Here is a 25,615-nt window from a genome sequence, read left to right on the forward strand (position 1 = left end):
CGACCTCGCACCGCTCGGCCCCAGGGGCCTCCCGGGCTTCGCCCGACTGCGCCGGACTCCGTCCGCCGTACACGGCTACCCCCGGGACCCTTGACCCACGGTCCACCGTGCCGACCCGATCCCCAACGCCGACCTCGCACCGCTCGGCCCCAGGGGCCTCCCGGGCTTCGCCCGACTGCGCCGGACTCCGTCCGCCGTACACGGCTACCCCCGGGACCCTTGACCCACGGTCCACCGTGCCGTCCCATGGCCCCATGGACCGCAAGGAGGAGCAGGTCCGCCGCCTGCTCGACACGCCGCACCCGGTCGTCGCCGCGGACCTCCCCGCCCGCGCCGTCGACCGGGGGCGGCGTGTCCTCCGCCGCCGCCGCAGGGCGCACATCGTCCTGTGGGTGCTGCTCCTCGCCGCCGTGGTCACCGCGATCGTCCTGCTCGCCCTGTGGTGGCCGACGCCGGCCCCGCTGGACACGACGCCGACGGTCGGGGGCGGGTGAGCCGGGGGGCTGCCAGCGGCTACGCCCCGAGCGCCTGCCGCAGGTCGGCCAGCAGGTCGTCCGCCGACTCGATGCCGACCGAGAGCCGGACCAGGTCGGACGGGACCTCCAGTGCGGAACCCGCCGCCGAGGCGTGGGTCATGCGGCCGGGGTGCTCGATGAGGGACTCGACGCCGCCGAGCGACTCGCCGAGCGTGAAGAGCCGGGCGCGGTTGCAGACCTCGACAGCCGCCTCCTCGCCGCCCTGGACCCGGAAGGAGACCATGCCGCCGAAGGCCTTCATCTGCTTGACGGCGATCTCGTGCCCGGCGTGCTCGGGCAGCCCCGGGTAGAGCACCTGCGCCACCTTGGGGTGCGACCGCAGCATCTCGGCGACCCTGGTGGCGTTCTCGCTGTGCCGGTCCATGCGGACGGCGAGCGTCTTGATGCCGCGCATCACCAGCCAGGCGTCGAAGGGCCCGGCCACCGCGCCCATGGCGTTCTGGTGGTAGGCCAGCTCCTCGCCCAGGCCCGCGTCCGCCGCGATGAGCGCGCCGCCGACCACGTCGGAGTGGCCGCCCATGTACTTGGTGGTGGAGTGCACGACGACGTCCGCGCCCAGTGCGAGCGGCTGCTGCAGGTAGGGGCTGGCGAAGGTGTTGTCGACGACGAGCTTGGCGCCCGCGTGCCGGGCGATGTCCGCGATCACCGTGATGTCGGTGATCCCGAGCAGCGGGTTGCTCGGCGTCTCGACCCAGATCGCCTTCGTGTTCGGCCGGATCTGCTCCCGTACCGCCGCCGGGTCGGACGTGTCGGCCACCGACCACTGCACGCCCCACCGCTCGGCGACCTTGGCGAAGAGCCGGAAGGTGCCGCCGTACGCGTCGTTCGGGATCACCACGTGATCGCCGGGGACCAGGATCGTACGCAGCAGGCAGTCCTCGGCCGCGAGGCCGGACGCGAAGGCGAGCCCCCGCCGGCCGCCCTCCAGCGCGGCGAGGTTCTCCTCCAGCGCGGTACGGGTCGGGTTCGCGGAACGGCTGTACTCGTAGCCGCCGCGCAGCCCGCCGACCCCGTCCTGCTTGTACGTGGAGACCTGGTAGATCGGCGTCACGACGGCGCCGGTCTGGGCGTCCGCGGCCTGCCCCGCGTGAATAGCCAGGGTCTCGAAGTTCTGGTGCTGCTGCTGGTGCCTGTCGGTCATGCCGCCGAGGGTAGTCGCCGCGCGGCGTGATGGCCTGGTCGGCGCCTGGAGCGGTCACGTATGTTCACGTTGCGGAAGCACTCGGAATGCCGCGGCACCTCTCGTACGTTTCAGGAGTACGACCTTTCGAGCCGCCCCGGAATTCCGGAATTGGAGCCACCGCATGCTCTTCGACCGCCACAAGTCGCGCCTCCCCTCCGCCGAGGAGGCCCTCCCGGGCCGTGCCACCCCCGAATTCCCCCTCGCCGCCCGCCACACCGTCCTCGGCAACCCCCTCGCCGGCCCGTACCCCGTCGGCCTGGAGATCGCCGACTTCGGCCTGGGCTGCTTCTGGGGCGCCGAGCGCATCTTCTGGCAGACCCCCGGCGTCTGGACCACCCTCGTCGGCTACCAGGGCGGCCACAGCCCGAACCCGACGTACGACGAGGTCTGCTCCGGCCTCACCGGCCACACCGAGGCCGTCCGCGTCGTCTACGACCCCGCCCTCGTCACCTACGACCAGCTCCTCAAGGTCTTCTGGGAAGCCCACAACCCCACCCAGGGCTTCCGCCAGGGCAACGACACCGGCACCCAGTACCGCTCCGCCATCTACACCCACTCCCCCGCCCAGGCCTCCGCCGCCGACGCCTCCCGCGCCGCCTACCAGCCCGTCCTCACCCGCGCCGGCTACGGCGACATCACCACCGAGATCCTCCCCGCCGGCCCCTTCTACTACGCCGAGCCCTACCACCAGCAGTACCTCGACAAGAACCCCAACGGCTACTGCGGCATCGGCGGCACCGGCCAGTCCTGCCCCATCGGCGTCGCCCGCGGCGACGGCTGAGGCTTCGCCGGGCAGCGAAAGCCGCTGTGCGGGCGCAGTGATTCGGGCAAGCTGCGGCGCATGGACTGGATGCCGCTGCTCTCCACACTGACCGGTGCCGTAATCGGCATCACCGCCACCCTGATCGCCGACCGTAGCCGGTGGCGGCGCGAGGAGAGCCGGCACGCGAAGGAGTTGCGGCGCGAGGTGTACACGGAGTATGTCTCGGCGCTCAAAGCAGCAGGTGAGGAGATACGGGCCGTCGCTTTGGGGGATCACATGTCCGAGTCGGCGCGGGATGCGGCCGTGCGGGAAGCCTTCCGCGGCAGCGGCATGTATACGGCGAGCGAGCGTCTGTGGCTCGTGGGGCCGCCGCAGGTCGTGGCGGCCGGGAACGAGGCGTTTCGCAGCCTGCGCAGGCTGCGCGACGCGTACGCGCAGGGGGTGGCGGTCGGCTCCGCTGAGGACGGGCCGCTGGTCGCACAACGTCGCGCGGCCATGGCCGAGATGCGCGGCCTGATGCGTGAGGATCTGGGCATCGGGCCTCTGGGGATTGAATGACCATCGGACGGCACGCAGCGGCGTGCGGGTAGCTTGAGTGCATGTGTGTCTCGATGGATCAGGCCGAGTTCTCCGGCACCACGTTGTATGTCGGGCGCCAGCGCCACGACGTGCACGGCCTGATCCACGTGCTGGGCTACCAGAACACGGCTGTGAACCTCGCGGACGGTCCCAACGCGATGCTTCTCCACCTGCCGGCGCAGCGCATGACCCGGGAGAACTTCATCCCGGTCGGGCGCAATCCCGAGGTCCTCAGCCGGATGGTCGACGCGGTCCGGCCTCGCTCCGTCGGTGACGGCGTCGACTGGATGGACTGGGTGTGCGGCCAAGGGGCCGAGGTGTTCGACCACGGCATCTACACCGTGCTGCTCAGCACCGACCCGACGTTGCTTCAAGCGGCCCTCGCCCAGGTGCCGTTGCGCAAACGGCCGCCTCTCAATCCGCTCCTGCTGGAGTTCTACGCGGACCAGTACCCGGGGCACCCGATCGCGGTGTGCTGCTTCGACAACGCCGAAGCAGGACGGGCCGAGCCGCTGTTGATGTGGTATTCGCCCCTGTCCCCCGACCGGTTGACTCTCCCCGCGCTGGACTGCCATACCGGCGAGCCACCCGACCTGGACGCCGACGTACCCGTGGACCACTGGGTGGTCTTCGGGACGGACGAGGCTCCGGACGGTTGGGGACAACCGGTCGGCTACGAGGGCAACATGCGCCACCGGCTGCGCCGTTTTCTGCCGGACACGGTCGTGGGCGCGTACTTCGGCGGGCAGTCGCTCCCCAACGGCGACTTCGCCATCGCCCACGACGATCTGCTCGCCGGAGACCTGGAGCGGATCGTGCGGCTGCGGCCTTCCGCCTGAGTCCCGGTCTGCGGGTTCCGTCGGAAAATGGGTTGCCCGGCGAGGGACCGGACCGGTTGCATCGTCGTCCTGTCGCTGTCGCGGTGGGATCCGGTCCGGTTCAGGGGAGTTCATGGCTGCCGGCAAGATGCATGCCGACGAGATCGACACCGACGTGCCGCTGGTGCGGCGGCTGCTCGCCGGGCAGTTTCCGGAGTGGGCGGGGCTTCCGGTGGAGTGGGTGGACTCCGCCGGGACGGTCAACGCGGTGTACCGGCTCGGTGCGGACATGGCTGTGCGGCTGCCGCGCATCGAGGGCGGGGCCAGGGATGTGGACAGGGAACAGGAGTGGCTGCCGCGCCTCGCGCCGCTGCTTCCGGTCGCCATTCCGGTTCCGGTGGGGCGGGGCCGGCCCGCGGAGGGGTATCCGTGGCCGTGGTCGGTCTATCCGTGGCTCGGCGGGGAGAACCCGGCCCTCGGTCGCATCGCGGACCCGGGCGGGCTGGCGGAGGATCTCGCGGCGTTCGTCGCGGCGCTGCAGCGGGTCGATCTCGCGGACGGGCCGCCGGCGTATCGCCATGAGCCCCTGGTGACGCGGGATGCCGCGACGCGCGCCGCGATCGAGGAGCTGCACGGGGTCATCGACACCGACCGGGCGACCAGCGCGTGGAAGGCGGCCCTGCGAGCGCCCGCCTGGCAGGGCCCGGCCGTGTGGGTGCACTCGGACCTCTCACCGGGGAACGTGCTGCTCAGCGGCGATGGCCGGCTCAGCGCGGTGATCGACTTCGGGTGCGTGGGTGTCGGGGAGCCGGCCGTCGACCTGATCGCCGGGTGGAGTCTGCTGACCCCGGGGGCGAGGGACGCCTTCCGCGCCGCGCTCGGGGTCGATGACGCGACCTGGGCGCGGGGGCGCGGCTGGGCGTTGTCGATCGCGGTCATGGAGCTTTCGTACTACCGGATCACCAATCCGGTGATGGCGAGGATCGCGCGACACGTGATCGGTGAAGTCCTCAGCGACCACGGGCACGCCGGATGACGCGAACGGGAACCCGGTGAACCCGGTGAACCCGGTCAGCCCGTGATGTTGGAGAGGCCCGTGCGGAGGTCGTCGAGGTTCATGACGGGCTGGACGGTGACCTTGGCGCCGGCCTGGAAGAAGGGCTCGGCGATGGACGGCAGCTGGGAGGAGTCCTGCATGTCGAAGACGAGCAGGCAGGAGCGGACGCCTTCGGTGGGTGTGAAGTAGGCCGCTTCGGGCTTGAGGTGCTCGATGATGCCTTCGATGGTCTTGGTCAAGGTCCCGTCGGTGGCCAGCTGGTTGGTGTTCTCGGTGTCGAGCTGGGCGCTGAGGAGCATGCGCATGGTGCTCACCCCTTCCGAGGGGAAATGCGGAGGTGTACGTTCAGCGTCCCGCCGGAGGGTGAGGCGCGCAACCCATATGGGTGATATTGCGGTGATTTGCCCGACCTGCCAAGGATGATCTTCCTATGGTGGGCTCATGTCGAATCCCACGCGCCGCACTCCGTCCCCGCTGACCCGCCGGGGAGTGCTGGTCGCCGTGGGAGCCGTGGCGGCCGGGGCGGCTTTCAGCTCCGCGGCGGCGGCCGCGACAGCCTACGACGTGGAGTACGTGTCACGGGCGGCGTGGGGGGCGGACGAGCAGAAGCGGTTCACGACGGACGGGGCCGAGAACTCGCCGGCGGTGTACTACCCGGCGCAGGCGCTGACGGTGCACCACACGGACACCGCGAACGACGATCCGGACCCGGCGGCGACCGTGCGGGCGATCTACGAGCACCACGCCGTCAGCAACGACTGGGGCGACATCGGCTACCACTTCCTGATCGACGAGTCCGGCCGCATCTACGAGGGCCGCTGGTCCGGCGACGACGGTCTGCCGGCGCACGACCGCCAGGGCAGGGTGGTCACCGGCTTCCACGTGGAGGGCTTCAACGCGGGCAACCTGGGGATCGCACTGCTCGGGACCCTGACGGACCGGCCGCCGACCGACGCGGCCGGGGCGTCGCTCGTGCGGCTGGTGGCGGCGATGAGCCGGTTCCACGGACTGGACCCGAGGGCCAGGACGACGTACACCAACCCCGTCAGCAAAGCGACGCGCGAGGTGACGACGCTCGCCGGGCACCGCGACTGGATGAGTACCGGCTGCCCGGGCGGCACCATGTACGCACGGCTGTCCTCGGTGCGCGAGGCAGCGGCCAAGCGGACGCGGCGCTGAATCAGAGCCCGGGGGCCGGGCGGTGGAACCAGGCCTCGCGGAACGACGGCCGGCCCCGGACCTGTGTCAGGTCCGGGGCCGGCCGCTTGCGCGCTACTTGGTCAGGTAGGCGTTGTAGATCACCTGGGAGAGGGTGTTGCCCTTCTTGTCGGTGACGTTGGCCTTGAGGGAGACACCCTTGCCGGCCTTGGGGTTCTTCACCGTCACCTTGCCGCTCTTGACGGTGAGCTTCGTCCAGTGCTTGCCGCCGTCGAAGGAGACGTACACCTTCAGGGACTTGAGGTTGCGGCCGGCGGCGGAGCCGAGGACCGTGACCGGGACCTTGACCGAGGCCTTGGCCTTGGAGGTGCTGGCGGTGGTCAGCGAGGGGCTGAACTTCACCGCCGAGGCCGGGAGCTTGACCCGGTCGGAGGTCTTCTTGGAGCTGAAGGTCCAGGCGGCGGTCACCTTGGTGGTGACGCCCGCGACCCCGCTGCGGGTGAGCGAAGTGGTGAGCTTGTACTTCGCGTTGGCGGCCTTGACGGTGAAGGGCTCACCGGTCACCGGGTCGGTGTTGGAGCCGACCTTCACGCCGTTGCGGTAGAGGGTGGTGGCGGCCTTGTCGTACGTGGTGCTGCCGACCTGGCCGGAGCCGTCGGCGAGCAGCGGGAGGTAACCGTAGATCTGGTTGCCGTCACGGAACAGACCGTAGGTGCTGTCGACCTTCGGGCCGAAGACGCCGACGTTGAAGGTCCTGGCGTAGGTCTTGGCGCCCTTGAAGGTGGCGTTGCCGGTGGAGTAGTCGGCCTCGAAGTTGCTGTCGCTGTCGAGCTGTACGAACTCGAAGGACCACTTCACCGAGCTGCCGCCGTTGACGTAGAGCTTGTAGCTGCGCGGCAGCTTGTGCTCGAAGGCGGTGCTGGAGCTGCCGGAGCCGCCGGTGTCCGGCACGGCGAACAGCAGGCCGGTCTTGTTCTTCGCCGAGGCGCCGAGCTTGACATTGATCTTGGCGAGGTCGGCGGCCTTGGCGTGCTTGGTGAAGCCGGTCGCGAGCTTGGTCTTGCTGCGGCCGTACGCCAGGTTGTACTCGGTGGCGCCGTGGGTCCAGGTGCCCGCGTACGTCTCGTGCAGCTCACCGGCGCCGGTGGCCGGGCCGAGGTGCGCCGAGCGGAAGCCCTGGTACGAGTCCAGCCACCAGCCGAAGGTGGTGCCGAAGTTGTCGCCCACCTGCACCGAGAACTCCGGCGAGGCGAACTGGGAGACGGCCGAGCTGTCCGGGACCGTGAGGTCGATCGGCTTGGCGGTGCGGGCGTCGACGGTGATGGTGGTGTCGCCGGAGACCGTGAGGTTCGGCTGGTTGATCCAGTCGGCGCCCTGCCAGCTGGTGCCATCGCCGACGAAGACGTCGCTGCTCAGCAGGTAACGGCCCTTGGGCACCCGGATGGTGGAGGTGCCGCTCGGGTCGTAGGGGGTGTAGTAGTTGCCGGCGATGTCGCCGACGAGGCCCTGGATGGTGTCGTCGTAGTTCGCGGTCGCGTTGCCGGCCCGGTCGAGGTGCTTGATCGTGACGTTGTACGACTCCACCTCGCGGGTCACGGCGGCGGCGGTGCGGACGGTCTGGCCGTCGGCGGCCGTGGCCACGATGTACGCGCTGTAGGCGCCGTTGACGTCGCCACCGAGGGTGGTGTCGACGGTCACGTCGGCGGTGGCGGTGCCGCCGGCCGGGACGGTGACCTGGTTGGTGCTCAGGGTGAAGAAGCCGTCAGGGGCCGCGTCGCCCTTGGGACCCGTGGCGGTGGCCGTGAGGTCGAGGGTGACGGCCTCGGAGCCGGTGTTGCTGTAGGTGACGGTCTTGGTGACCTTCGGGTCGTCCTGGTGCGGCCACGCGGCGGTGCCGAAGCTCAGCGAGACCGGGTCGGCGACCACGGTCTGCTTGATCGCCTTGCTGAGGTCGATCCGGCCCGAGCCCTGCTCGAACGGGTTGTACGCCCCCAGGGTCGTGGAGCCGGTGAGGGCGGCCTTGATCTGCTGCCCGGTCCAGCTCGGGTGCTCCTGGGCCAGCAGCGCGGCGGAGCCCGCGACATGCGGGGTGGCCATCGACGTACCGGAGATCGTCAGGTAGCCGGGCGGGTTCTCGCCGACCTCGTCGTCGATGACCGAGCCGGGGGCCGCGGCGGCGGTGATGTCGACGCCGGGGGCCGTGACGTCCGGCTTGATCGCGCCGTCGCCCACGCGCGGGCCGCGCGAGGAGAAGTCGGCGAGGGTGTCGGTGGAGTCGACGGCGCCGACGGTGAGCGCGGCGTCCGCGCTGCCCGGGGAACCGACCGTGCCGGCGGCGCTGCCCGAGTTGCCGGCGGCGATGACGAAGAGCGTGCCGGTGTCGGCGGAGAGCGTGTTGACCGCTTCCTCGATCGGGTCGACACCCGGGGTGTCCGTGCCGCCGAGGCTCAGGTTGGCGACCTTGGCACCGGACGCGGCGGCCCACTCCAGGCCCGCGATGATGCCGGCGTCGTCGCCGTAGCCGTCGTCGTCCAGGACCTTGCCGTTGAGCAGCTGTGCGCCCGACGCGACGCCCTTGTACTTGCCGGCGGACTTGACGCCGGTGCCGGCCGCGATGGACGCGACGTGGGTGCCGTGCCCGAAGTGGTCGTCGACGTTGTTCGCGGCCGAGAAGTTCTTCTCGTCCACGACCCGGCCGGCCAGGTCCTCGTGGGCCTTGTCGATACCGGTGTCGAGGATGGCGATCTTCACGCCGGTGCCGTCGTAGCCTGCGGCCCACGCGGTCGGCGCGTTGATCTGCTTCATGTTGGTGCTGACGTCGTCCGCGGCGGCCTTCTGCAGCGCGTCCAGCCAGACCGTCTTCAGGCCCGACTCGGCGGTCGCGTACGGCGTGCCGTTCGTCGGCTCGTTGGTCAGCGCCTTCCAGACCTCGGCGGCGTCGCTCGCGGGCGTGGTCACCGCCTCGCCGTCGAGCCGCTTGTAGGCGTGGGTGACCTGGGTGCCGTCGGCCGCGTGCAGCTCGGCCTTGGCGGCAGGCTTGCTGCCCTTGTACGTGACGATGTAGCCGAGGCCCTTGGCCTGCGCCTTGCGGTACTCGGCACGGCTCAGGGTCGTGATGTCGAACAGCCTGCGGTCGACGCGGCCCTTCTGGATCAGCCGGGCGGCGTCCAGCGGTATGGCGTACGTGTGCCCGTCCAGGGTCTGGACCTGGACGGGTATGCCCTCGCGGCCCTTGGCGCGCTTGAGCGCGACCGGCTTGCCCTTGGCGTTGACGCCGATGCGGTCACCGGTGATGAGGGTGATCCACGTCTTGGCGTTGCCCTTGAGGGCGGACGCGGTGAGCTGGTCGTTGGCGGTCGTCCGGTCGACCGTCGCTCCCGCGGGTGACACGGCTCCGGCGGTCAGCGCGGCCGCGACCCCCGCTGCGAGCGCGACAGCGCGCGCCTTTCTCCATCCTGCGTGCAACTGATTCCCCTGGTGTCGTCGTCTGGACACACGGGAGCCTGTGTTGAGGCGCGCCTACGCGATGTTTCCCCCACGAGCGATCCCCCACTGAACCCCCGATTGCATACCGAGTATGTAATCATTTTTTAAGATTCACAAGAGTCACTTCAGGAACAGGCGTTCAAATCAGGCCAGTTGTGCAACAGACGAGCGGCCCCGGACCGTGGAAGGTCCGGGGCCGCTCGCTGTCACCGCCTACCAGCGGTTACTTGGTGAGATAGGCGTTGTAGAGCACCTCGGAGAGGGTGCGGCCCTTCTTGTCGGTGACATTGGCCTTGAGGGAGACACCCTTGCCGGCCTTGGGGTTCTTCACCGTCACCTTGCCGCTCTTGACGGTGAGCTTCGTCCACTTCTTGCCGCCGTCGAAGGAGACGTACACCTTCAGCGACTTGAGGTTCGAGCCCGCCGCGGAGCCCTGCACCTTGACCGGCACCTTGACCGAGGCCTTGGCCTTGGAGGTGTTGGTGGTGGAGAGGGAGGGACTGAACTTCACCGTCGAGGCGGGGAGCTTGACGTAGTCGCCCTCCGCGACGTGCTTGGACGTGAAGGTCCAGGTCGACACGATCTTGCTGCTGACGGAGGCCACGCTGCTGCGGGAGACCGTCGTGGTCAGCTTGTAGTCGGCGCCGGCCTTCGGCACGTCGAAGGCCACTTCGTCGACCGAACCGCTGTAGGACTGGAGCTTGGTCCCGTTGCGGTAGAGCGTGGTTGTCGCCGAGTCGTACAGCGACTGGCCCTGGTGGCCCGCGCCGTCGGTGAAGAGGCCGACGTAGGCGAAGAGCACGTCACCCGAGCGGTAGATGCCGTTGTCCGTGTTCACGACCGGGCCGAAGGGACCGACGTTGAAGGTGCGGCTGTAGCTCTTGCCGGCCGTGTACGTCTTGTTGTCGACCGAGTACAGCGACTGCAGCGTGAGGTCGGGCTTCGCCTGGGCGAAGAGCTGGCCCCACTTCGCGGTCTTGGCCGTGACGTAGATCGTGGCGGTGTAGGGCAGCTTGCGCACCGTGACGGTCGCCGGGCCGCCGTCGCCGTTGTCGTCGAACGTGATGATCGTGCCGTGGGTGTTCGCCTTGACGGAGCCGGCCCTGGTGGTGATCTTCGCGAACTCCGAGGCCTTCGCGGCGTGGCTGTAGCCCGTGTAGAAGGACTTGGTGCGGCTCGCGGAGGTGTTGTACTCCTTGCTGCCGTCCTTCCAGGTGCTGGTCACGCTGGCACTGAAGTCGTCGGCGCTCTGGGCGGCACCGTCGTGCAGGGTGCGGACGTTCTTGAAGCTCGTCAGCAGCCAGGCGTTGTACGTGCCGCTGTTCTCGGTGAAGAACTCGTAGCTGAGAGTGCCGCCGACCTGCTTGGCGCTGCTGTCCGGCACGGAGATCTTGACGGCCTTGGTCCTGGTGGCGTCGAAGGTCAGCGTGGTGTCCTGGGTGAGCGAGACCTTCGGGTGGACGATGAAGTCCTCGCCGGTCACGCTGCTGCCGCTGAGCTGGTCGATGACGCTGTCCAGGGCGTAGTTGCCCTTCGGCAGCCGCACGTCGACGGTGCCGTCGGCCTCGTACGCGGTCTCGTACACATCGGCGTTGGCGTCGTCGAGGCCGGACACCGTGGTCAGGTAGCTCGACGCCGCGTTGCCGCTGTGGTCGAGGTGCTTGAGGGTCAGCGTGTACGACTCGGCCTCGCGGGTCACGGCGGCCGCGGTACGGACCGTCTGGCCGTCGGCTGCGGTGCCGACGACATACGCGCTGTAGGCGCCGTTGACGTCGCCACCGAGGGTGGTGTCGGCCGAGACGTCGACCGTGGCGGTGCCGCCGGCCGGGACGGTGACCTGGTTGGCGCCGAGGGTGAAGAAGCCGTCGGGGGCCGCACCGCCCTTGGGGTCCAGACCGGAGACCGTGAGGTCGAGAGTGACGTCCGCGGAACCGGAGTTGGTGTAGGTGACCGTCTTGGTCAGCTTCTGGTCGTCGGCGTGCGGCCACAGGGCGGTGCCGAAGTTCACCGACGACGGGTCGGCGGTGACGGTCTGGCTGATCGCCTTGGAGAGGTCGATCCGGCCGGTGCCCTGCTCGAACGGGGTGTAGCTGCTGCCCGGCACGGTGGACGCGGTGAGGGCGGCCTTGATCTGCTGCCCGGTCCAGGACGGGTGCTCCTGGGCCAGCAGGGCGGCGGCGCCCGCGACATGCGGGGTGGCCATCGACGTACCGGAGATGGTCAGGTAGCCGGCCGGGTTCTCGCCGACCTCCTTGTCGATGACGCTGCCCGAGGCCGCGGCGGCGGTGATGTCCACACCGGGGGCCGTGACGTCCGGCTTGATCGCGCCGTCACCGACGCGCGGGCCGCGCGAGGAGAAGCTGGCGAGGGCGTCGCTGGAGTCGACCGCGCCCACGGTGAGCGCGGCGTCCGCGCTGCCGGGGGAATCGACGGTGGACTCGCCGAGCTCGCCCTCGTTTCCGGCGGCGATCACGAAGAGCGTGCCGTACTGCGCGGAGAGCGTGTTGACGGCCTCCTCCAGCACATCCGTGCCGGGGGTGTCGGTGCCGCCGAGGCTCAGGTTGGCGATCTTGGCGCCGGACTGGGCGGCCCACTCGAGGCCCGCCAGGATCCCGGAGTCCTCGCCGTAGCCGGTGTCGTCCAGGACCTTGCCGTTGAGGAGCTTCGCGCCGTACGCGACACCCTTGTACTTGCCGCTGGACTTCACGCCGGTACCGGCCGCGATGGAGGCGACGTGGGTGCCGTGGCCGAAGTGGTCGTCGACGTTGTTCGCGGCCGAGAAGTTCTTCTCGTCCACGACCTGGCCGGCCAGGTCCGCGTGGGTCTTGCGGATACCGGTGTCGAGGATGGCGATCTTCACGCCGGTGCCGTCGTAACCGGCGCTCCACGCGGTGGGCGCGTTGATCTGCTGCATGTTGGTGCTGACGTCGGTGGCCGCGGCCTTCTGCACCGCGTCCAGCCAGACCGTCTTCAGGCCCGACTCGGCGGTGGCGAAGGGGCTGCTGCCCTTGGGCTCGTTGGTCAGCGCGGACCACACGGCGCCGGTGTCCTGCTTGGGAGTGGTGACGGCCTCACCGTTGAGCTTGCCGTAGGTGTGCGTCACGTCGGTGCCGTCGGCCGCGTGCAGCTCGGCCTTGGCGGCAGGCTTGCTGCCCTTGTACGTGACGATGTAGCCGAGGTTCTTCGCCTGCGCCTTGCGGTACTCCGCGCGACTCAGCGTGGTGACGTCGAACAGCCGCTTGTCCACCTTGCCGGTGGATATCAGCTTGGCCGCGTCCTCCGGGATCACGTACGTATGCCCGTTGAGCTTCCGCACGGATATCGGTACGTCCTGGCGGCCCTCGGCGCGCTGGACGCCCAGCACCTTGCCCGTGCCGCTCACCGCGACCCGGTCACCGGTGATCAGGGTGATCCATGTGGCCTTGGACTGCTTCGCCGCCGCCTTGAGCCCGGCCGCCGTCTGCGCCGGCGCCGCTCCGGCCGGCGTCATCGCCGCCCCGGCGGTCAGTGCCGCCGCTACCCCCGCCGCGAGCGCAATCGCGCGCGCTTTTCTCCAGCCTGCGTACAACTTTTCCCCTGGTGTCGTCGTCTGAAGACACGAGGGTCCCGTGCTGAGACATGCACACGTCGTGTTCCCCCACGAGCGATCCCCCCACAAAACCCCCGATTACATACGCAGTATGTAGTCATCTTTTGTGATTCTCAATAGCCACTCCGTGAACAACACGTCAAGAAAGGGCATGCTGCGCAGGCGTTGACGTGGCGTTGAAGCGCTTCGATTATTCCTCTGGACACCTGCTCCGGACCGGTCTACGGTCTGGTATCGAAGCGCTTCACCTGATGCCCTGCTGCTGTGATGGCTGGACGGAGAATCTGGATGGTCACGCTCGCCGAGGTCGCCCGGCACGCCGGAGTCTCCGCAAGCACCGTGTCGTATGTCCTCAGCGGCAAGCGGTCGATCTCCGACACCACGCGACGACGGGTCGAGCAGAGTATCCAGGAGCTGGGTTACCACCCGCACGCGGGAGCCCGCGCGCTGGCCAGCAGCCGTTCGAACATCATCGCGCTCATGGTGCCCCTGCGTACAGACATGTACGTACCCGTGATGATGGAGATCGCCATCGCCGTCGCGACCACGGCCCGGGGGTACGGATACGACGTCCTGCTGCTCACCGGCGAGGAAGGGCCGCAGGCCGTCCGCCGGGTGGCCGCCAGCGGACTCGCCGACGCGATGATCGTCATGGACGTCGAGCTGGAGGACGAGCGCATCCCGCTCCTCCAGGCCTCCGAACGGCCCTCGGTGCTCATCGGCCTCCCCGCCGAGACCGCCGGACTCACCTGCGTCGACCTCGACTTCGAGGCCACCGGAGCCCTCTGCTCCGACCACCTCGCCAACCTCGGCCACCGCGACATCGCCGTCCTCGGCGAAGCCCCCGCCGTCTACCAGCGCCACACCGGCTTCGCCGAACGCACCCTCCAGGGCCTGCGCACCCGCGCCGCCGCGCGCGGGCTTCGCCTCATCCACCGCCCCTGCGAGGGCACGTACGAGTCCACGGCCGGCACCGTCTCCCGCATCTTCGAGGAACGCCCCGACACCACCGCCCTCGTCGTCCAGAACGAGGCCGCCATCGGGCCCCTGCTGGCCCTCCTCCGGCAACAGGGCCGCGCCGTGCCCGAGGACGTATCGGTCGTCGCCATCTGCCCCGAACCCGTCGCCACCCAGTCGGCGCCCCAGCTCACCTCCGTCGCCATCCCGGCCCAGCAGATGGGGCGCCGCGCGGTCGAGCTCGTCATCGCCAAGCTCGAAGGGCGGCTCAAGGAGGAAGTCCGCCTCCTCGAGCCGCAGTTGACGGTCCGGGCGAGTTCCGGACCCGCCCCTCAGTAGGCCGACCAGCCGCCCGACGTATGGCGGGCGGACGGCGCCGCCTCGCCACGGGGGCGTCGGCCGCGCGGTTTGGGGTCGTCGTCCTTACCCGGTGCGTCGGACTGCTCGGGCTCGGCGTCGCGCACGGCCTGGCGTTCGGCCGCTGTCAGTTTCTCCCACTTCGACCGCACCGGTTCGAGTCCGGCGCCCAGGGCCCGTGCCCCGGCGGGGCTGTCGAGGACGTCCCGCAGTTCCATGCGACCGGACAGCAGCCTGCGCGCCACGTCCTGGAGGTCGGGGCCGACAGCGCTGTTGCCGACGACCTTGCGGAGGGTGCGGTTGAGGTGGGCGGCCTGCTCGGGATCGAGGGCCGCGTCGTGGAGCTCGTTTTCCTGTGCCATGTCGGCTGTTCCTTCCGGTCTCTTCCGGGTCAGCCGAAGACCGCGCGGACGGCGCGCTGGGTGCGGCTGGTGCTTTCGCCGTCGTTGGTGCTGTCGCCGTCGCCCTCGCCCGTCGCTTCGTCGGTGCGGCCGGTCAGGCGGTTGATGTGCGGCTGCACCTTGGGGGCGAGGTATTCCTTGCCCTTTTCCGTGGCCGCTTCGGTGGCCTTCTCCACGTACGCGTCGGATTTCTTGAAGTCCTCGACACCCGCCCCGTAGCCGCTTTTGACCGTTTCGCTCACGCTGTAGCCGTCCTGGGCCCCGTAGTGCATGTCAATGCCCTGCTTGACCGCGTCCTGGCCAACGGCGATCGCCGCCTTCTTCTCCGCGTCCTGGAGCATCGGCTTGATGACGTGTTCGGTCGCCAGCTTCATGCCGCGCTTGGCCAGGTCCTTCCCCTCGGTCCGCATGAACTCCTTGATCACCTGCACGGCGCCCCGTTCGGCGATCTGGGCGATCTTCTCGGCGATAACCCGCCTCAGCCGGAGGAAGAGCTCCCGAACGGCCAGCCGTGCTGCCTGCGTGGCGGCCAGCACGCCCCCCTCCGAGAGCCCGAAGGTGAAGGGGGCAGCGGCCTGGGCAGCGGCGATCTCGAAGGCCAGCGCGATGAGCTGGGCGATGACCATCGCCTTGACGATGACGACTTCGACGGCAACGGCGTCCAGGGCGATGGCGATGAACTCAGCGGTCTCCCGGGCGTCCGACAGGTAGCCGTCCCCTCCGTCGCTGAATTTCTTCCAGACCTCGGTGAAGCTGTCGACAGCGTCACCGGCGTTGGCCGATGTGACCTGCCCTGCGGCCGTCACGCCACGAGCCTCAAGTTGGGCGACCTCGTTGGCGAAGGTCCGCCAGGCATTGGCGGCTTCGACGATCTTGTCCTCGTCGGCCTCGGGCCACTCGTAGCCCAGCAGATCCAGGACCCAGGCGACTTCGCCGGGCAGCATAAGAGACATGGCGTCAGATTCCCCGTGAACGACTTCGGATGAGCGGGATCAGTACGAGAGGTCGGGACGCCGGGCGCTGAGCGTGCCCAGGGAGCCACCGGTCGCGTCGTCGCTCTGCTGGTAGTTGTCGGCCATGGTGCCGAGAGACAGACCCATGTTCGTCAGCACCTTGGCGAGGTGGGGCATCGAATCGTCCATGCCGCCCTTGATCGGGTCGTAGACCATCGACACGATCTCCCCGGTCGAGTCCTCGCCCCACGGCTTGCCGAGGCCGTCGAGAGTGCTCTTGAGTCGCCCGGCAGCGGCGCTGAAGTCAGTACCTACGCCGTGGAATGCCGCCCCGGCGGACCTGAGCGATTGCGGGTCGGCCTGGAACTGTTGGCCTGTCATACCGTCCCCCTACGTAAAGTCAGGGGCCGTAGCTTATAGCAGCCGTAGGGGGCCCCAAAGCCGGACGGTCCGTCTCCCCGGGTTCTCCGCACGCTCTCTCCAGCACCTTCGGGTACCCGCCCGGGCCGGGCTGAGACGGTCGGGTAACGTCGCTCGCTGTCGCTCTCATGGGATGGGGAAGCAACGGAATGGCAGACACGGACGTGGCGAGGAGTCAGCCGGACAGCGCGCCGGGGTGGAAGGTCCTCGCCTACGGGCGTGGAGCCGGACTCCTTCTCGTGCTGGCAGGGCTGCTCGTTCCCGGCTGGCTCGTGCACGAGGCTGCGTACTCGGCAGGCTTCGCCGGCACTCACGGAACACTGACAGTCGGGCACTGCGAGTACCGAACGAGTTATCACCGCAAGCCTCGTCTGTTCACAACCAAGAACTACGACTGCCACGGCACGTTCGTGGGCGACGGCGACGGCGACGAAGACGCCGCCGCCCTCGTCGAGACGCACCAGAACTACGCCGCGGGCACCAAGGTCTCGGTGCAGCGGACCGGAACGGACGTTCTGTCCCAAGGGTGGAGCTACGGGCTTCCGAGCTGGACTCGCGCCGTCTACGAGATCGCGGGCGCGTTCTTCGTGCTGCTGGCCCTCCCCGTCGGACTGCTGTGTCTCGTCACCGGTTGCACCTTCGGCAGGTGGGGAGGACTGACGTACTCCCAGGCCGACGAGGGGATCAAGGGGACCCGGCTCGGAAAGTCCCTCAACGCGCTGTACGTGGTCTGCGGGGTCGGAGCGCTGCTGTGCGTCGTGGTGGGCGGCGTCATCTGGCTCTTCTGAGTCCTCCCGGGCAGGCCGGAAGCCCCGTCACCGCCGTGACGAGGCTTCCGGAGTCGTACGACCAGTGGGCCGGGCCGGGTCGCCCGGGGGCTACTTCTTGGCCGCGGTGCGGTCGGAGACGGTGATCTGGCCCTTCTTGATGGTCGCGATGCGGGGGGCGCGCTTGGCGATGTGGGAGTCGTGGGTGACCATGATGAAGGTCAGCCCGTACTCCTTCCAGAGGCCGTCGAGCAGGGCGAGGATGTCGTCGCGGGTGCCTTCGTCGAGGGCGCCGGTGGGCTCGTCGGCGAGGAGGACCTTGGGCCTCTTCACCAAGGCGCGGGCGATGGCGACGCGCTGCTGCTGACCGCCGGAGAGCTCGCCGGGCAGGTGGTGGAGGCGCTCGGCCAGGGCTACGGATTCCAGGGCTTCGGCGGCGCGGGAGCGGCGCTCGGAGACCTTGAGGCCGAGGGGGACGAGAGCGGTCTCGACGTTCTCCTGGGCGGTGAGGGTCGGGATGAGGTTGAAGCTCTGGAAGATGATGCCGATGTTCTCGGCGCGGACCTTGGTGAGCTTGGTCTCGCTCAGGCGGGCGATGTCGACGCCGTCGAGCTCGACGCTGCCGGCCGTGGGCCGGTCGAGGCCGCCGAGCATCTGCAGCAGGGTGGACTTGCCGCCGCCGGTGGGGCCCTGGATGACGAGTTGGTCGCCGTCCTCGATGACGAGATCGATGCCGCGCAGGGCGTGCACCGTGTCCTTGCCGCGTGAGTACTGCTTGGTCACGCCGCTCAGCTTGTACATGGGGTGGACTCCTGAACTCCTGAAGAAGGAAAGAGGGTGCGAACCGAGCGACTACTCGACGCGGCGCAGCGCGTCGGCGGGGCGCAGGCGCGAGGCGCGCCAGCCGCCGAAGGTGCCGGCGATCAGGCCACCCGCGACGGCGAGGGCCACCGCGAGGATGATGGTGTTGACGCTGACCGGGGCTTCGAGGGCGATCTTCAGGGCCTTGGAGGCCGCCTGCTGACCGGGGCCGCCCGCGCCGCCGAACCTGCCACCACCCGCGGCACCGGCACCGGCGGCACCGCCGCCGGAGGTGGAGCCGAGGGACGCGGTGAGGGTCGGGCTGATCGCGGTCACGGTGTACGCGGCGGCGAGGCCGAGGGCGATACCGAGGGCGCCGCCGAGGAGGCCGTTGACGAAGGCCTCGCCCATGACCTGGCGGGTGACGCGGCCGGACTTCCAGCCCAGCGCCTTGAGCGTGCCGAACTCACGGACCCGGCGGTTGACGGCCGAGGAGGTCAGCAGCGCGGCCACCAGGAAGGCGGCGATCAGAACGGCGATGGACAGCCACTTGCCCACGCTGGTCGCCAGGTTGGAGGCGGTCGACAGGGAGCCGGAGACGGTGTCGGCGAGGTCGGCCGAGGTGGTGACCGTGGTGCCGGAGATGTTCTTCTGGATCGCGGTCTTGACCGCGCTGATCTTCTTGGAGTCCGCGGCCTGGACGTAGACCGTCGTGACCTTGTCCTTGGAGTCGGCCAGCGTCTGGGCCTGCTTGAGCGGGATGTACGCGTTGGCGGCGGAGTCGCCGCTGTCAGCGGTGGCGATACCGATGACCGTGAACTTGGTGCCGCTGATGGTGACGCTGCCGCCGACCGCCAGCTTCTTGGTCTTGGCGTACGACTTGTCGAGGACGACGACCTTGGCGTTGGTGTCGGCGCTGGTGAAGCCCTTGCCGCTGGTGATCTTCGACGAGGTCAGCGGGCCGAGGTCGAGGTTGGCGACATCGGTGCCGTAGACGCTGAAGGAGTTGATGCTGAAGTCGGCGCCGCCGCCCTGCACCTGGCCCTGGGGCGCGCCGCTGGCGCCGCCGCTGGGCTTGCCGCCGGCGCTCTGGTTCTGCTTGAAGGTGCCGCGGTCGAACGTACCGCTGACCTTGACGACCGACAGGCTCAGCCCGCCGACGGCCTTCTTGACGCCGGTCTGGTCGGCGACCTTGGTGACGACGGACGACTTCAGCGTCTCGAAGCCCTGGACCATGACCCGGTCGCTGCTCTGGTTCTTACTGTCGTCACGGGCGCCGAAGTTGAACCGGGGCTGGCCCGACGTGCTCGTCGCCGGCGCTGCCGCCTTGGTGACGGTCATGTCGGTGCCGAGTCCGTACAGCGACTGCAGCACCTTGCCCTGGGCCTGCGACATGCCGGCGGAGACCGAGTTGACCGTGATGACCAGCGCGATCCCGAGGGCGAGGCCCATCGAGATGACGATCGCCGCTTTTTTGCGGCGGCGCAGCTCGCGCCGGAGATATGTGAAGAACATGCGATTCCTCGCCGATGCCGCCCCATTGCGGGGGATCTGTTCAGGGATGGGAAGCGGGAGGGAGGCAGAGAAGCCTCCCTCCCGCTGCGGCGACGGTAGGAATCAGCTGTGATGAACGTGTGAGGCGTGGGTGAGAGGCGGATGAGAAACACTCATCCGCGCCTCAGACCACGCTCATCCGGTGCTCACCACTCGGGACGAGCCGCTCAGTACGAGCCGCTCAGTACGACACGGGCGCCGCCGCCTGACGGGCCTGGTCGGTGATGGTGACCTGGCCGGCCTTGATGGTGGCCAGGCGCGGGGCGTTCTTGGCGATGTGGGAGTCGTGGGTGACCATGATGAAGGTCAGTCCGTACTCCTTGCACAGGCCGTCGAGCAGCGCCAGGATCTCGTCGCGGGTGCCCTCGTCGAGGGCGCCGGTGGGCTCGTCGGCGAGCAGCACCTTGGGCTTCTTCACCAGTGCACGGGAGATGGCGACGCGCTGCTGCTGACCGCCGGACAGCTCGCCGGGGAGGTGGTGCAGCCGCTCGCCCAGGCCGACGGACTCCAGCGCCTCGGCGGCGAGGCGACGGCGCTCGGCGGGCTTGGTGCCCATCGGGGCCAGGGCCGTCTCGACGTTCTCCTGGGCGGTGAGGGTCGGGATGAGGTTGAAGCTCTGGAAGATGATGCCGATCTTCTCGGCCCGCAGCCGGGTCAGCTTCGTCTCGCTCAGCTTCGCGAGGTCGACGCCGTCGAACTCGATGCTGCCGGCGGTCGGCCGGTCCAGTGCGCCCAGCATCTGCAGCAGGGTGGACTTGCCGCCGCCGGTCGGGCCCTGGATGACGACCTGGTCGCCGTCCTCGATGACGAGATCGATGCCGCGCAGGGCGTGCACCGTCTCCTTGCCGCGTGAGTACTGCTTGGTCACGCCGCTCAGCTTGTACATGGGGTGACTCCTGGGGTTTCGATCGTCGTGAAGTCTGCGAGGGAGGGTGTGTGTTGGGCGCCGGACCCCCCGGGGGGAAGGAGGGGGCCCGGCGCCCGGTCTCGTAGGGCTCGTACGTCGTCGTACGAGGCGTTGCCTGCTACTCGACGCGGCGCAGCGCGTCGGCGGGGCGCAGGCGCGAGGCGCGCCAGCCGCCGAAGGTGCCGGCGATCAGGCCACCCGCGACGGCGAGGGCGACCGCGATGGCGATGGTGTTGAGGCTGACCGGCGCGGTGAGCGCGATGTCGATCGCCTTGGAGGCCGCCTGCTGGCCCGGACGGGCGCCGCCGCCGGGACCTCCGCCGGAGGAGGAGGTGGAGCCGAGGGACGCGGTGAGGGTCGGGCTGATCGCGGTCACGGTGTAGGCGCCGGCCAGGCCGAGGGCGATACCGAGGGCGCCGCCGAGGAGGCCGTTGACGAAGGCCTCGCCCATGACCTGACGGGTGACGCGGCCGGACTTCCAGCCCAGCGCCTTCAGGGTGCCGAACTCACGGACCCGGCGGCTGACGGCGGAGGAGGTCAGCAGCGCGGCCACCAGGAAGGCGGCGATCAGGACCGCGATGGACAGCCACTTGCCCACGCTGGTCGCGAGGTTGGAGGCGGTCGACAGGGAACCGGAGACCGTGGAGGCCAGGTCGGCGGAGGTGGTGACCGTGGTGCCGGAGACGTTCTTCTGGATCGTCGCCTTGACGGTGTCGATCTGCTTGGAGTCCGTGGCCTTGACGTAGATCGTCGTGACCAGGTTCTTGGAGTCCGAGAGGGTCTGCGCCTGCTTCAGCGGGATGTAGACGTTCGCGGTGGAGTCACCGCTGTCGGCGGTGGCGATACCGATGATCTTGAACTTGGTGCCGCTGATGGTGAGGCTGTCGCCGACCGAGTACTTCTTGGTCTTGGCGTACGCGCTGTCGACGACCGCGACCTTGGAGTTGGACTGCGAGCTCGTGAAGGTCGTGCCCTTGGTGATCTTCGAGGTGGTCATCGGGCCGAGGTCCTGGTTGGCGACATCGGTGCCGTAGACGGTGTAGCTGTTGACGCTGAAGTCGGCGCCGCCGCCCTGCACCTGCGGCTGGCCGGTTGCGCCGCGCTGGCCGCTGCCGGTCGTGGACTTGGCCTTGCCCTGCGTGAAGGAGCCGTCGACCTTGGTCACGGAGAGGCTGAGACCGCCGACGGCCTGGTCGACGCCCTTCTGCGAGGAGACGTCGGTGACGACGGAGGACTTCAGGGTCTGGAAGCCCTGCACCCTCACGTTGTCGGAGCTCTGCGACTTGCTGCTGTCGTCCTTGGCGCCGAAGCTGAACTTCGGAGCGCCGTTGGTGCCCGTGGTGCTCGTCTGGGCCTTGGTGACGGTCATGTCCGTACCGAGACCGTAGAGCGACTGCAGCACCTTGTCCTGGGCGGTTGTCATACCCGCCGACACCGAGGTCACGGTGATGACCAGAGCGATTCCCAGTGCGAGCCCCATGGAGATGACCAGGGCCGCTTTCTTGCGGCGGCGCAGCTCACGCCTGAGATAGATGAGAAACATGCCAAATCCTCGCGTATCGCCCCGTGGGGACTGTGGGTTGCAGGACAGCCCGTGCGGGGCCACGCGAGAAAGCTATGGACTGATGTTTACGGAACACTGAGTCGCAGATGTGGGGCGCATGAGAAGGTCAGCCGCTGAATGAGAAGCGCACTCATGCGGGTATGAGAGTGGGGCGCGGGGGCCGCTCCAAGGTGGGGGGAAACGGACATGTCAGAACAATCACCATGGAACGCCGACGGTTACGGGCCACCTCCACAACTCCCGCCCCAGACCTACCCGTCGGGCCACTATCCGGCCACCCCTCCGCCGCCCGCATACGCGCCCTATCCGCCCCCGGTGGGCGGACCGCCCCCGCGAAGACGCGGTCCGGTTCTCATCATCGCGGGCGTGGTCACCGCCGCCGTCATAGCCGGGCTTCTCATCTGGAGCCCATGGAACAGCGCCTCCGGCACACCCGGTGACGCGGCCGCCCCCTCCACCCTGGCCTCCTCCCAGGACCCCGCCAGAATCGCCGAGGCGTCGCTGCGCGAGGCGGCGGAGGCCCTGGACGGCGCCCAGGCCGTCTCGTACGAGGGCAGCTTCACCGACAGCGACGGCAAGGCCTCCGACTTCGCCCTGCAGACCACCCGCGCGGGGTGGAGCCGCGGCTCACTGAAATCCGGTACGCACACGATCCGGCTGCTGACCGCCGGCGGGAACCGCCTCATGAAGGCCGACAAGGCCTACTGGAAGGCCCAGGACTACTCCGGCACCAACGTCACGCACTTCTCCGGCCACTGGGTCGACTCCGCCGTCGAGCTCCCCGACATCGGCGACCTCACCACCCCGCTCGCCCCCGCCAACCTGGCCGCCCTCATGCGCGACGCAGCCAACCGCGGCCACGTCACCCCCGGCACCGAGACCATCCTCGACGGCGCCCGCGCCCAGCGCCTCTACACCCCCGAGGGCCGCTACTACGTCACCCTCTCCGCACCGCACACGCTGGTGCGGGTCGAGTCCGCCGCCTCGTCGTCATCGTCCTCGTCGTCCGGTTCGACCGGCCCGCTCGCCCTGCCCGACGGGACGGACGCCACGGTCACCGAGCTCACCGGCGCCGACCTCTCCGGCTTCACCTCGGCGTACAAGAAGGACCTCGGCACGCTCACCTCCGCCGTCGACCCCGACATCAGCTTCTCCACCACCGGCAAGCCCAGCTTCAGCCCCTGCTCCAACTCCGGCTGCACCGCCAAATTCTCCATCCGGAACGTGGTCTACGACCCCCTCGGCACCGCCTCCGGCGACCCGGTCCACGCCGTCATCACCATCGACGTCAAGCTGGACGGCCACAAGGTCAAGCACTGCGCCTTCCAGCGCACGATGAAGGCCAACGGCAAGGTCTCGCTGAGCTGCCGCGCCACGTACTCCGCCTCCCGCTACAGCGACCACACGGTGCGCGGCCTGCCCGACGCCTGGGCGCGGGCCGTCTCCGACAGCGAACTGAAGAAACTCAAGGCCGACTTCGCGGACGGCGCGGCCGCCACCGGCGGCACGGGCGCGTCCGCATGACGACAGCACGGAGCCCCCGGCATGGCTGAGCGCTATCCGCCGATCGAGCCGTACGACGAGGGAATGCTCGACGTCGGCGACGGCAACCTCGTCCACTGGGAGGCCTGTGGCAACCCCGCCGGCAAGCCCGCCCTCGTCGTCCACGGCGGGCCGGGGTCGGGGTGCGGGCCCTGGTGGCGCGAGTACTTCGACCCCGAGCGGTACCGCATCATCCTGTTCGACCAGCGCGGCTGCGGCCGGAGCACACCGCACGCGAGCGACCCCGCGACCGACATGCGCCACAACACCACCGACCATCTGATCGCCGACATGGAGTTGCTGCGGCAGCACCTGGGCGTCGACCGCTGGCTGCTGCACGGCGGCTCATGGGGCTCCACCCTGATCCTGGCCTACGCCGAACGCCACCCCCGGCGGGTCTCCGAGATCGTCATCCGCGCCGTCACCACCACCCGGCGCTCCGAGATCGACTGGCTCTACCGCGGCGCCGGCCACTTCTTCCCCGAGGCGTGGGAACGCTTCCTCGCCGGAGCCCCCGGCGTCGGCCGCGACGGCGACATCGTCGGCGCCTACGCCCGCCTCATGGAGAACCCCGACCCCCAGGTGCGGGAGAAGGCCACCGCCGACTGGTGCGCCTGGGAGGACGCCGTCCTCTCCCACGAGACCGCCGGCTCCGCCGCCCCCTACTCCGGCCGCCCCCCGGCCGCCCGTCTCGCCCTCGTCCGCATCTGCGCCCACTACTTCTCCCACGCCGCCTGGCTCGACGAGGGTGCCCTGCTCCGCGACGCCCCCCGCCTCTCCGGCATCCCCGGCATCCTCATCCACGGCCGCCTCGACCTCGCCGCCCCCCTCACCACCGCCTGGGACCTCGCCCACGCCTGGCCCGACGCCCAGCTCACCGTCATCAACGACGCCGGCCACCAGGGCGACGACGCCACCACCGACCTGGTGCTGGCCGCCCTCGACCGGTTCGCCCGACAGGGGTCGGCCTAGCGGGCTGTGTTCAGCGCGGTCGCCGGGGCCGCCCGGCCGTCGCGGGTGGCCCCGGGAGATACGCGTACGGCGTCAGCGGGCGCCCATGAGGTGGTCCAGGGCGAGCTGGTCGAGGTGTTCGAAGGCGAGGCCGCGCTCGGCGGCGGCGTCGAGGTCGAAGTCCTCGAAGGCGGTGCGGTCGGCGAGGAGGTCGGTGAGGGACTCGCCGGTGCCGAGGGTGGTGAGGGCGAGCTGGTCGAGGCGGGAGGCCTTGAGGGCCTTCTGGACCTCGGGGTCGGCGCGGAAGGCGGCGGCGCGCTCCTTGAGGATGAGGTAGTTGCGCATGCAGCCGGCGGCGGAGGCCCAGACGCCGTCGAAGTCCTCGGTGCGCGGGGGCTTGAAGTCGAAGTGGCGGGGCCCGGCGTAGCCGGCGGACTCCAGGAGGTCGACGAGCCAGAAGGCGGAGCGCAGGTCGCCGGCGCCGAAGCGGAGGTCCTGGTCGTACTTGATGCCGGACTGGCCGTTGAGGTCGATGTGGAAGAGCTTGCCGTGCCAGAGTGCCTGGGCGATGCCGTGCGGGAAGTTGAGGCCCGCCATCTGCTCGTGGCCGACCTCGGGGTTGACGCCGACCAGCTCGGGGTGGGCCAGCTCGTTGATGAAGGCGAGGGCGTGGCCGACGGTGGGGAGGAGGATGTCGCCGCGGGGCTCGTTGGGCTTGGGCTCGACGGCGAAGCGCAGGTCGTAGCCCTGGGAGAGGACGTACTCGCCGAGGAGGTCGAAGGCCTCCTTCAGGCGGTCCAGGGCGACGCGTACGTCCTTGGCGGCGCCGGACTCGGCGCCCTCGCGGCCGCCCCAGGCGACGTAGGTCTGGGCGCCCAGCTCGGCGGCGAGGTCGATGTTGCGGATGGTCTTGCGGAGGGCGTAGCGGCGTACGTCCCGGTCGTTGGCGGTGAAGGCGCCGTCCTTGAAGACGGGGTGGGTGAAGAGGTTGGTGGTCGCCATCGGGACCTTCATGCCGGTGGCGTCCAGTGCCTGGCGGAAGCGCTTGATGTGCGACTCGCGGGCGGTTTCGTCGGAGCCGAACGGGATCAGGTCGTCGTCGTGGAAGGTGACACCGTGCGCGCCGAGCTCGGCGAGCTTCGTGACGCTCTCGACCGGGTCGAGTGCGGGACGGGTCGCGTCGCCGAACGGGTCGCGGCCCTGCCAGCCGACGGTCCAGAGGCCGAAGGTGAACTTGTCGTCGGGGGTCGGGGTGAAACTCATGGCTGCGGC

General features: G+C 69.5%; 22 protein-coding genes. 10 read left to right on the plus strand and 12 right to left on the minus strand.

Annotated elements, in window-relative coordinates:
* Positions 1–254: 254 nt before the first annotated feature.
* Positions 255–494 (plus strand): hypothetical protein, encoded by a 240-nt coding sequence (locus ACFXJ5_RS01195; RefSeq protein WP_384625141.1) that lies wholly within the window; start codon positions 255–257, stop codon positions 492–494.
* 19 nt (positions 495–513) lie between these two features.
* Here ACFXJ5_RS01195 and ACFXJ5_RS01200 read toward each other — a convergent pair whose 3' ends face one another.
* On the minus strand, positions 514–1,677 hold the full coding sequence (locus ACFXJ5_RS01200) for a cystathionine gamma-synthase (protein WP_384625143.1): 1,164 nt from the start codon (positions 1,675–1,677) through the stop codon (positions 514–516).
* Positions 1,678–1,840: 163 nt separating this feature from the next.
* Here ACFXJ5_RS01200 and msrA point away from each other — a divergent pair, with 163 nt between their 5' ends.
* The 4 genes from msrA to ACFXJ5_RS01220 all read left to right on the plus strand — a co-directional run bounded on the left by msrA (position 1,841) and on the right by ACFXJ5_RS01220 (position 4,915).
* On the plus strand, positions 1,841–2,500 hold the full coding sequence (msrA, locus tag ACFXJ5_RS01205) for a peptide-methionine (S)-S-oxide reductase MsrA (RefSeq protein ID WP_384625145.1): 660 nt from the start codon (positions 1,841–1,843) through the stop codon (positions 2,498–2,500).
* 60 nt (positions 2,501–2,560) lie between these two features.
* A complete protein-coding gene (locus ACFXJ5_RS01210; RefSeq protein ID WP_384625148.1) occupies positions 2,561–3,040 on the plus strand; it encodes a hypothetical protein in 480 nt (159 codons plus the stop codon).
* 53 nt (positions 3,041–3,093) lie between these two features.
* Positions 3,094–3,900, plus strand: coding sequence for a hypothetical protein (locus tag ACFXJ5_RS01215; protein ID WP_384625151.1), 807 nt, complete (start codon positions 3,094–3,096; stop codon positions 3,898–3,900).
* Between the two features lie 112 nt (positions 3,901–4,012).
* Complete coding sequence (locus tag ACFXJ5_RS01220) at positions 4,013–4,915, plus strand: aminoglycoside phosphotransferase family protein (protein ID WP_384625153.1); 903 nt, start codon at positions 4,013–4,015, stop codon at positions 4,913–4,915.
* A 35-nt stretch (positions 4,916–4,950) separates the two neighbouring features.
* Here the strand turns inward: ACFXJ5_RS01220 and ACFXJ5_RS01225 are convergent, their stop codons facing one another.
* Positions 4,951–5,241 carry a hypothetical protein gene (locus ACFXJ5_RS01225; RefSeq protein ID WP_384625156.1) on the minus strand — a complete coding sequence of 97 codons (291 nt, stop codon included), beginning with the start codon at positions 5,239–5,241 and terminating at the stop codon, positions 4,951–4,953.
* 136 nt (positions 5,242–5,377) lie between these two features.
* On the opposite strand from ACFXJ5_RS01225, the gene ACFXJ5_RS01230 reads away from it, so the two are divergent.
* Positions 5,378–6,115 (plus strand): N-acetylmuramoyl-L-alanine amidase, encoded by a 738-nt coding sequence (locus ACFXJ5_RS01230; protein ID WP_384625158.1) that lies wholly within the window; start codon positions 5,378–5,380, stop codon positions 6,113–6,115.
* A gap of 93 nt (positions 6,116–6,208) precedes the next feature.
* Here the strand turns inward: ACFXJ5_RS01230 and ACFXJ5_RS01235 are convergent, their stop codons facing one another.
* Together ACFXJ5_RS01235 and ACFXJ5_RS01240 are read right to left on the minus strand one after the other, a co-directional pair.
* Positions 6,209–9,484, minus strand: coding sequence for a S8 family serine peptidase (locus ACFXJ5_RS01235; protein WP_384625162.1), 3,276 nt, complete (start codon positions 9,482–9,484; stop codon positions 6,209–6,211).
* A gap of 319 nt (positions 9,485–9,803) precedes the next feature.
* Positions 9,804–13,070, minus strand: a complete 3,267-nt coding sequence (locus ACFXJ5_RS01240) for a S8 family serine peptidase (RefSeq protein ID WP_384625165.1) — start codon at positions 13,068–13,070, stop codon at positions 9,804–9,806.
* Between the two features lie 387 nt (positions 13,071–13,457).
* Here ACFXJ5_RS01240 and ACFXJ5_RS01245 point away from each other — a divergent pair, with 387 nt between their 5' ends.
* Positions 13,458–14,465: a LacI family DNA-binding transcriptional regulator gene (locus tag ACFXJ5_RS01245; protein WP_384625167.1), complete on the plus strand. Its 1,008-nt coding sequence runs from the start codon at positions 13,458–13,460 to the stop codon at positions 14,463–14,465.
* Here ACFXJ5_RS01245 and ACFXJ5_RS01250 read toward each other — a convergent pair.
* Genes ACFXJ5_RS01250 through ACFXJ5_RS01260 form a run of 3 tightly spaced genes read right to left on the minus strand, consistent with a single transcriptional unit; the run spans position 14,459 to position 16,218 of the window.
* Positions 14,459–14,845, minus strand: coding sequence for a hypothetical protein (locus ACFXJ5_RS01250; protein ID WP_384625169.1), 387 nt, complete (start codon positions 14,843–14,845; stop codon positions 14,459–14,461). The two genes, ACFXJ5_RS01245 and ACFXJ5_RS01250, sit on opposite strands and share 7 nt — an antisense overlap.
* 29 nt (positions 14,846–14,874) lie before the next feature.
* On the minus strand, positions 14,875–15,837 hold the full coding sequence (locus tag ACFXJ5_RS01255) for a WXG100-like domain-containing protein (RefSeq protein WP_384625172.1): 963 nt from the start codon (positions 15,835–15,837) through the stop codon (positions 14,875–14,877).
* Positions 15,838–15,876: 39 nt separating this feature from the next.
* Positions 15,877–16,218 carry a WXG100 family type VII secretion target gene (locus ACFXJ5_RS01260; protein ID WP_384625174.1) on the minus strand — a complete coding sequence of 114 codons (342 nt, stop codon included), beginning with the start codon at positions 16,216–16,218 and terminating at the stop codon, positions 15,877–15,879.
* Between the two features lie 188 nt (positions 16,219–16,406).
* On the opposite strand from ACFXJ5_RS01260, the gene ACFXJ5_RS01265 reads away from it, so the two are divergent.
* Positions 16,407–17,045 (plus strand): hypothetical protein, encoded by a 639-nt coding sequence (locus ACFXJ5_RS01265; RefSeq protein WP_384625176.1) that lies wholly within the window; start codon positions 16,407–16,409, stop codon positions 17,043–17,045.
* Positions 17,046–17,135: 90 nt separating this feature from the next.
* Here ACFXJ5_RS01265 and ACFXJ5_RS01270 read toward each other — a convergent pair whose 3' ends face one another.
* The 4 genes from ACFXJ5_RS01270 to ACFXJ5_RS01285 form a co-directional block, all read right to left on the minus strand.
* Complete coding sequence (locus ACFXJ5_RS01270) at positions 17,136–17,825, minus strand: ABC transporter ATP-binding protein (protein ID WP_384625177.1); 690 nt, start codon at positions 17,823–17,825, stop codon at positions 17,136–17,138.
* A gap of 51 nt (positions 17,826–17,876) precedes the next feature.
* Positions 17,877–19,340: an ABC transporter permease gene (locus ACFXJ5_RS01275; RefSeq protein WP_384625180.1), complete on the minus strand. Its 1,464-nt coding sequence runs from the start codon at positions 19,338–19,340 to the stop codon at positions 17,877–17,879.
* 220 nt (positions 19,341–19,560) lie between these two features.
* Positions 19,561–20,265, minus strand: coding sequence for an ABC transporter ATP-binding protein (locus ACFXJ5_RS01280; protein WP_384625182.1), 705 nt, complete (start codon positions 20,263–20,265; stop codon positions 19,561–19,563).
* A 139-nt stretch (positions 20,266–20,404) separates the two neighbouring features.
* Entirely contained in the window at positions 20,405–21,829 is a 1,425-nt protein-coding gene (locus ACFXJ5_RS01285; protein WP_384625185.1) for an ABC transporter permease, read from the minus strand.
* A 387-nt stretch (positions 21,830–22,216) separates the two neighbouring features.
* Between ACFXJ5_RS01285 and ACFXJ5_RS01290 the strand changes: the two genes are divergently transcribed.
* Together ACFXJ5_RS01290 and pip are read left to right on the plus strand one after the other, a co-directional pair.
* The gene (locus ACFXJ5_RS01290; protein WP_384625188.1) at positions 22,217–23,374 is read left to right on the plus strand and encodes a hypothetical protein; all 1,158 of its coding nucleotides are present in this window, start codon (positions 22,217–22,219) and stop codon (positions 23,372–23,374) included.
* Positions 23,375–23,395: 21 nt separating this feature from the next.
* Positions 23,396–24,364: a prolyl aminopeptidase gene (gene pip, locus ACFXJ5_RS01295; protein ID WP_384625190.1), complete on the plus strand. Its 969-nt coding sequence runs from the start codon at positions 23,396–23,398 to the stop codon at positions 24,362–24,364.
* 72 nt (positions 24,365–24,436) lie between these two features.
* On the opposite strand, the gene xylA is transcribed toward pip, so the two are convergent.
* Positions 24,437–25,606, minus strand: coding sequence for a xylose isomerase (gene xylA / locus ACFXJ5_RS01300; RefSeq protein WP_384625192.1), 1,170 nt, complete (start codon positions 25,604–25,606; stop codon positions 24,437–24,439).
* Positions 25,607–25,615: the final 9 nt, after the last annotated feature.

Origin of the sequence: Streptomyces sp. NPDC059373 (assembly GCF_042751495.1) — a bacterium.
Taxonomy (GTDB): Bacteria; Actinomycetota; Actinomycetes; order Streptomycetales; family Streptomycetaceae; genus Actinacidiphila.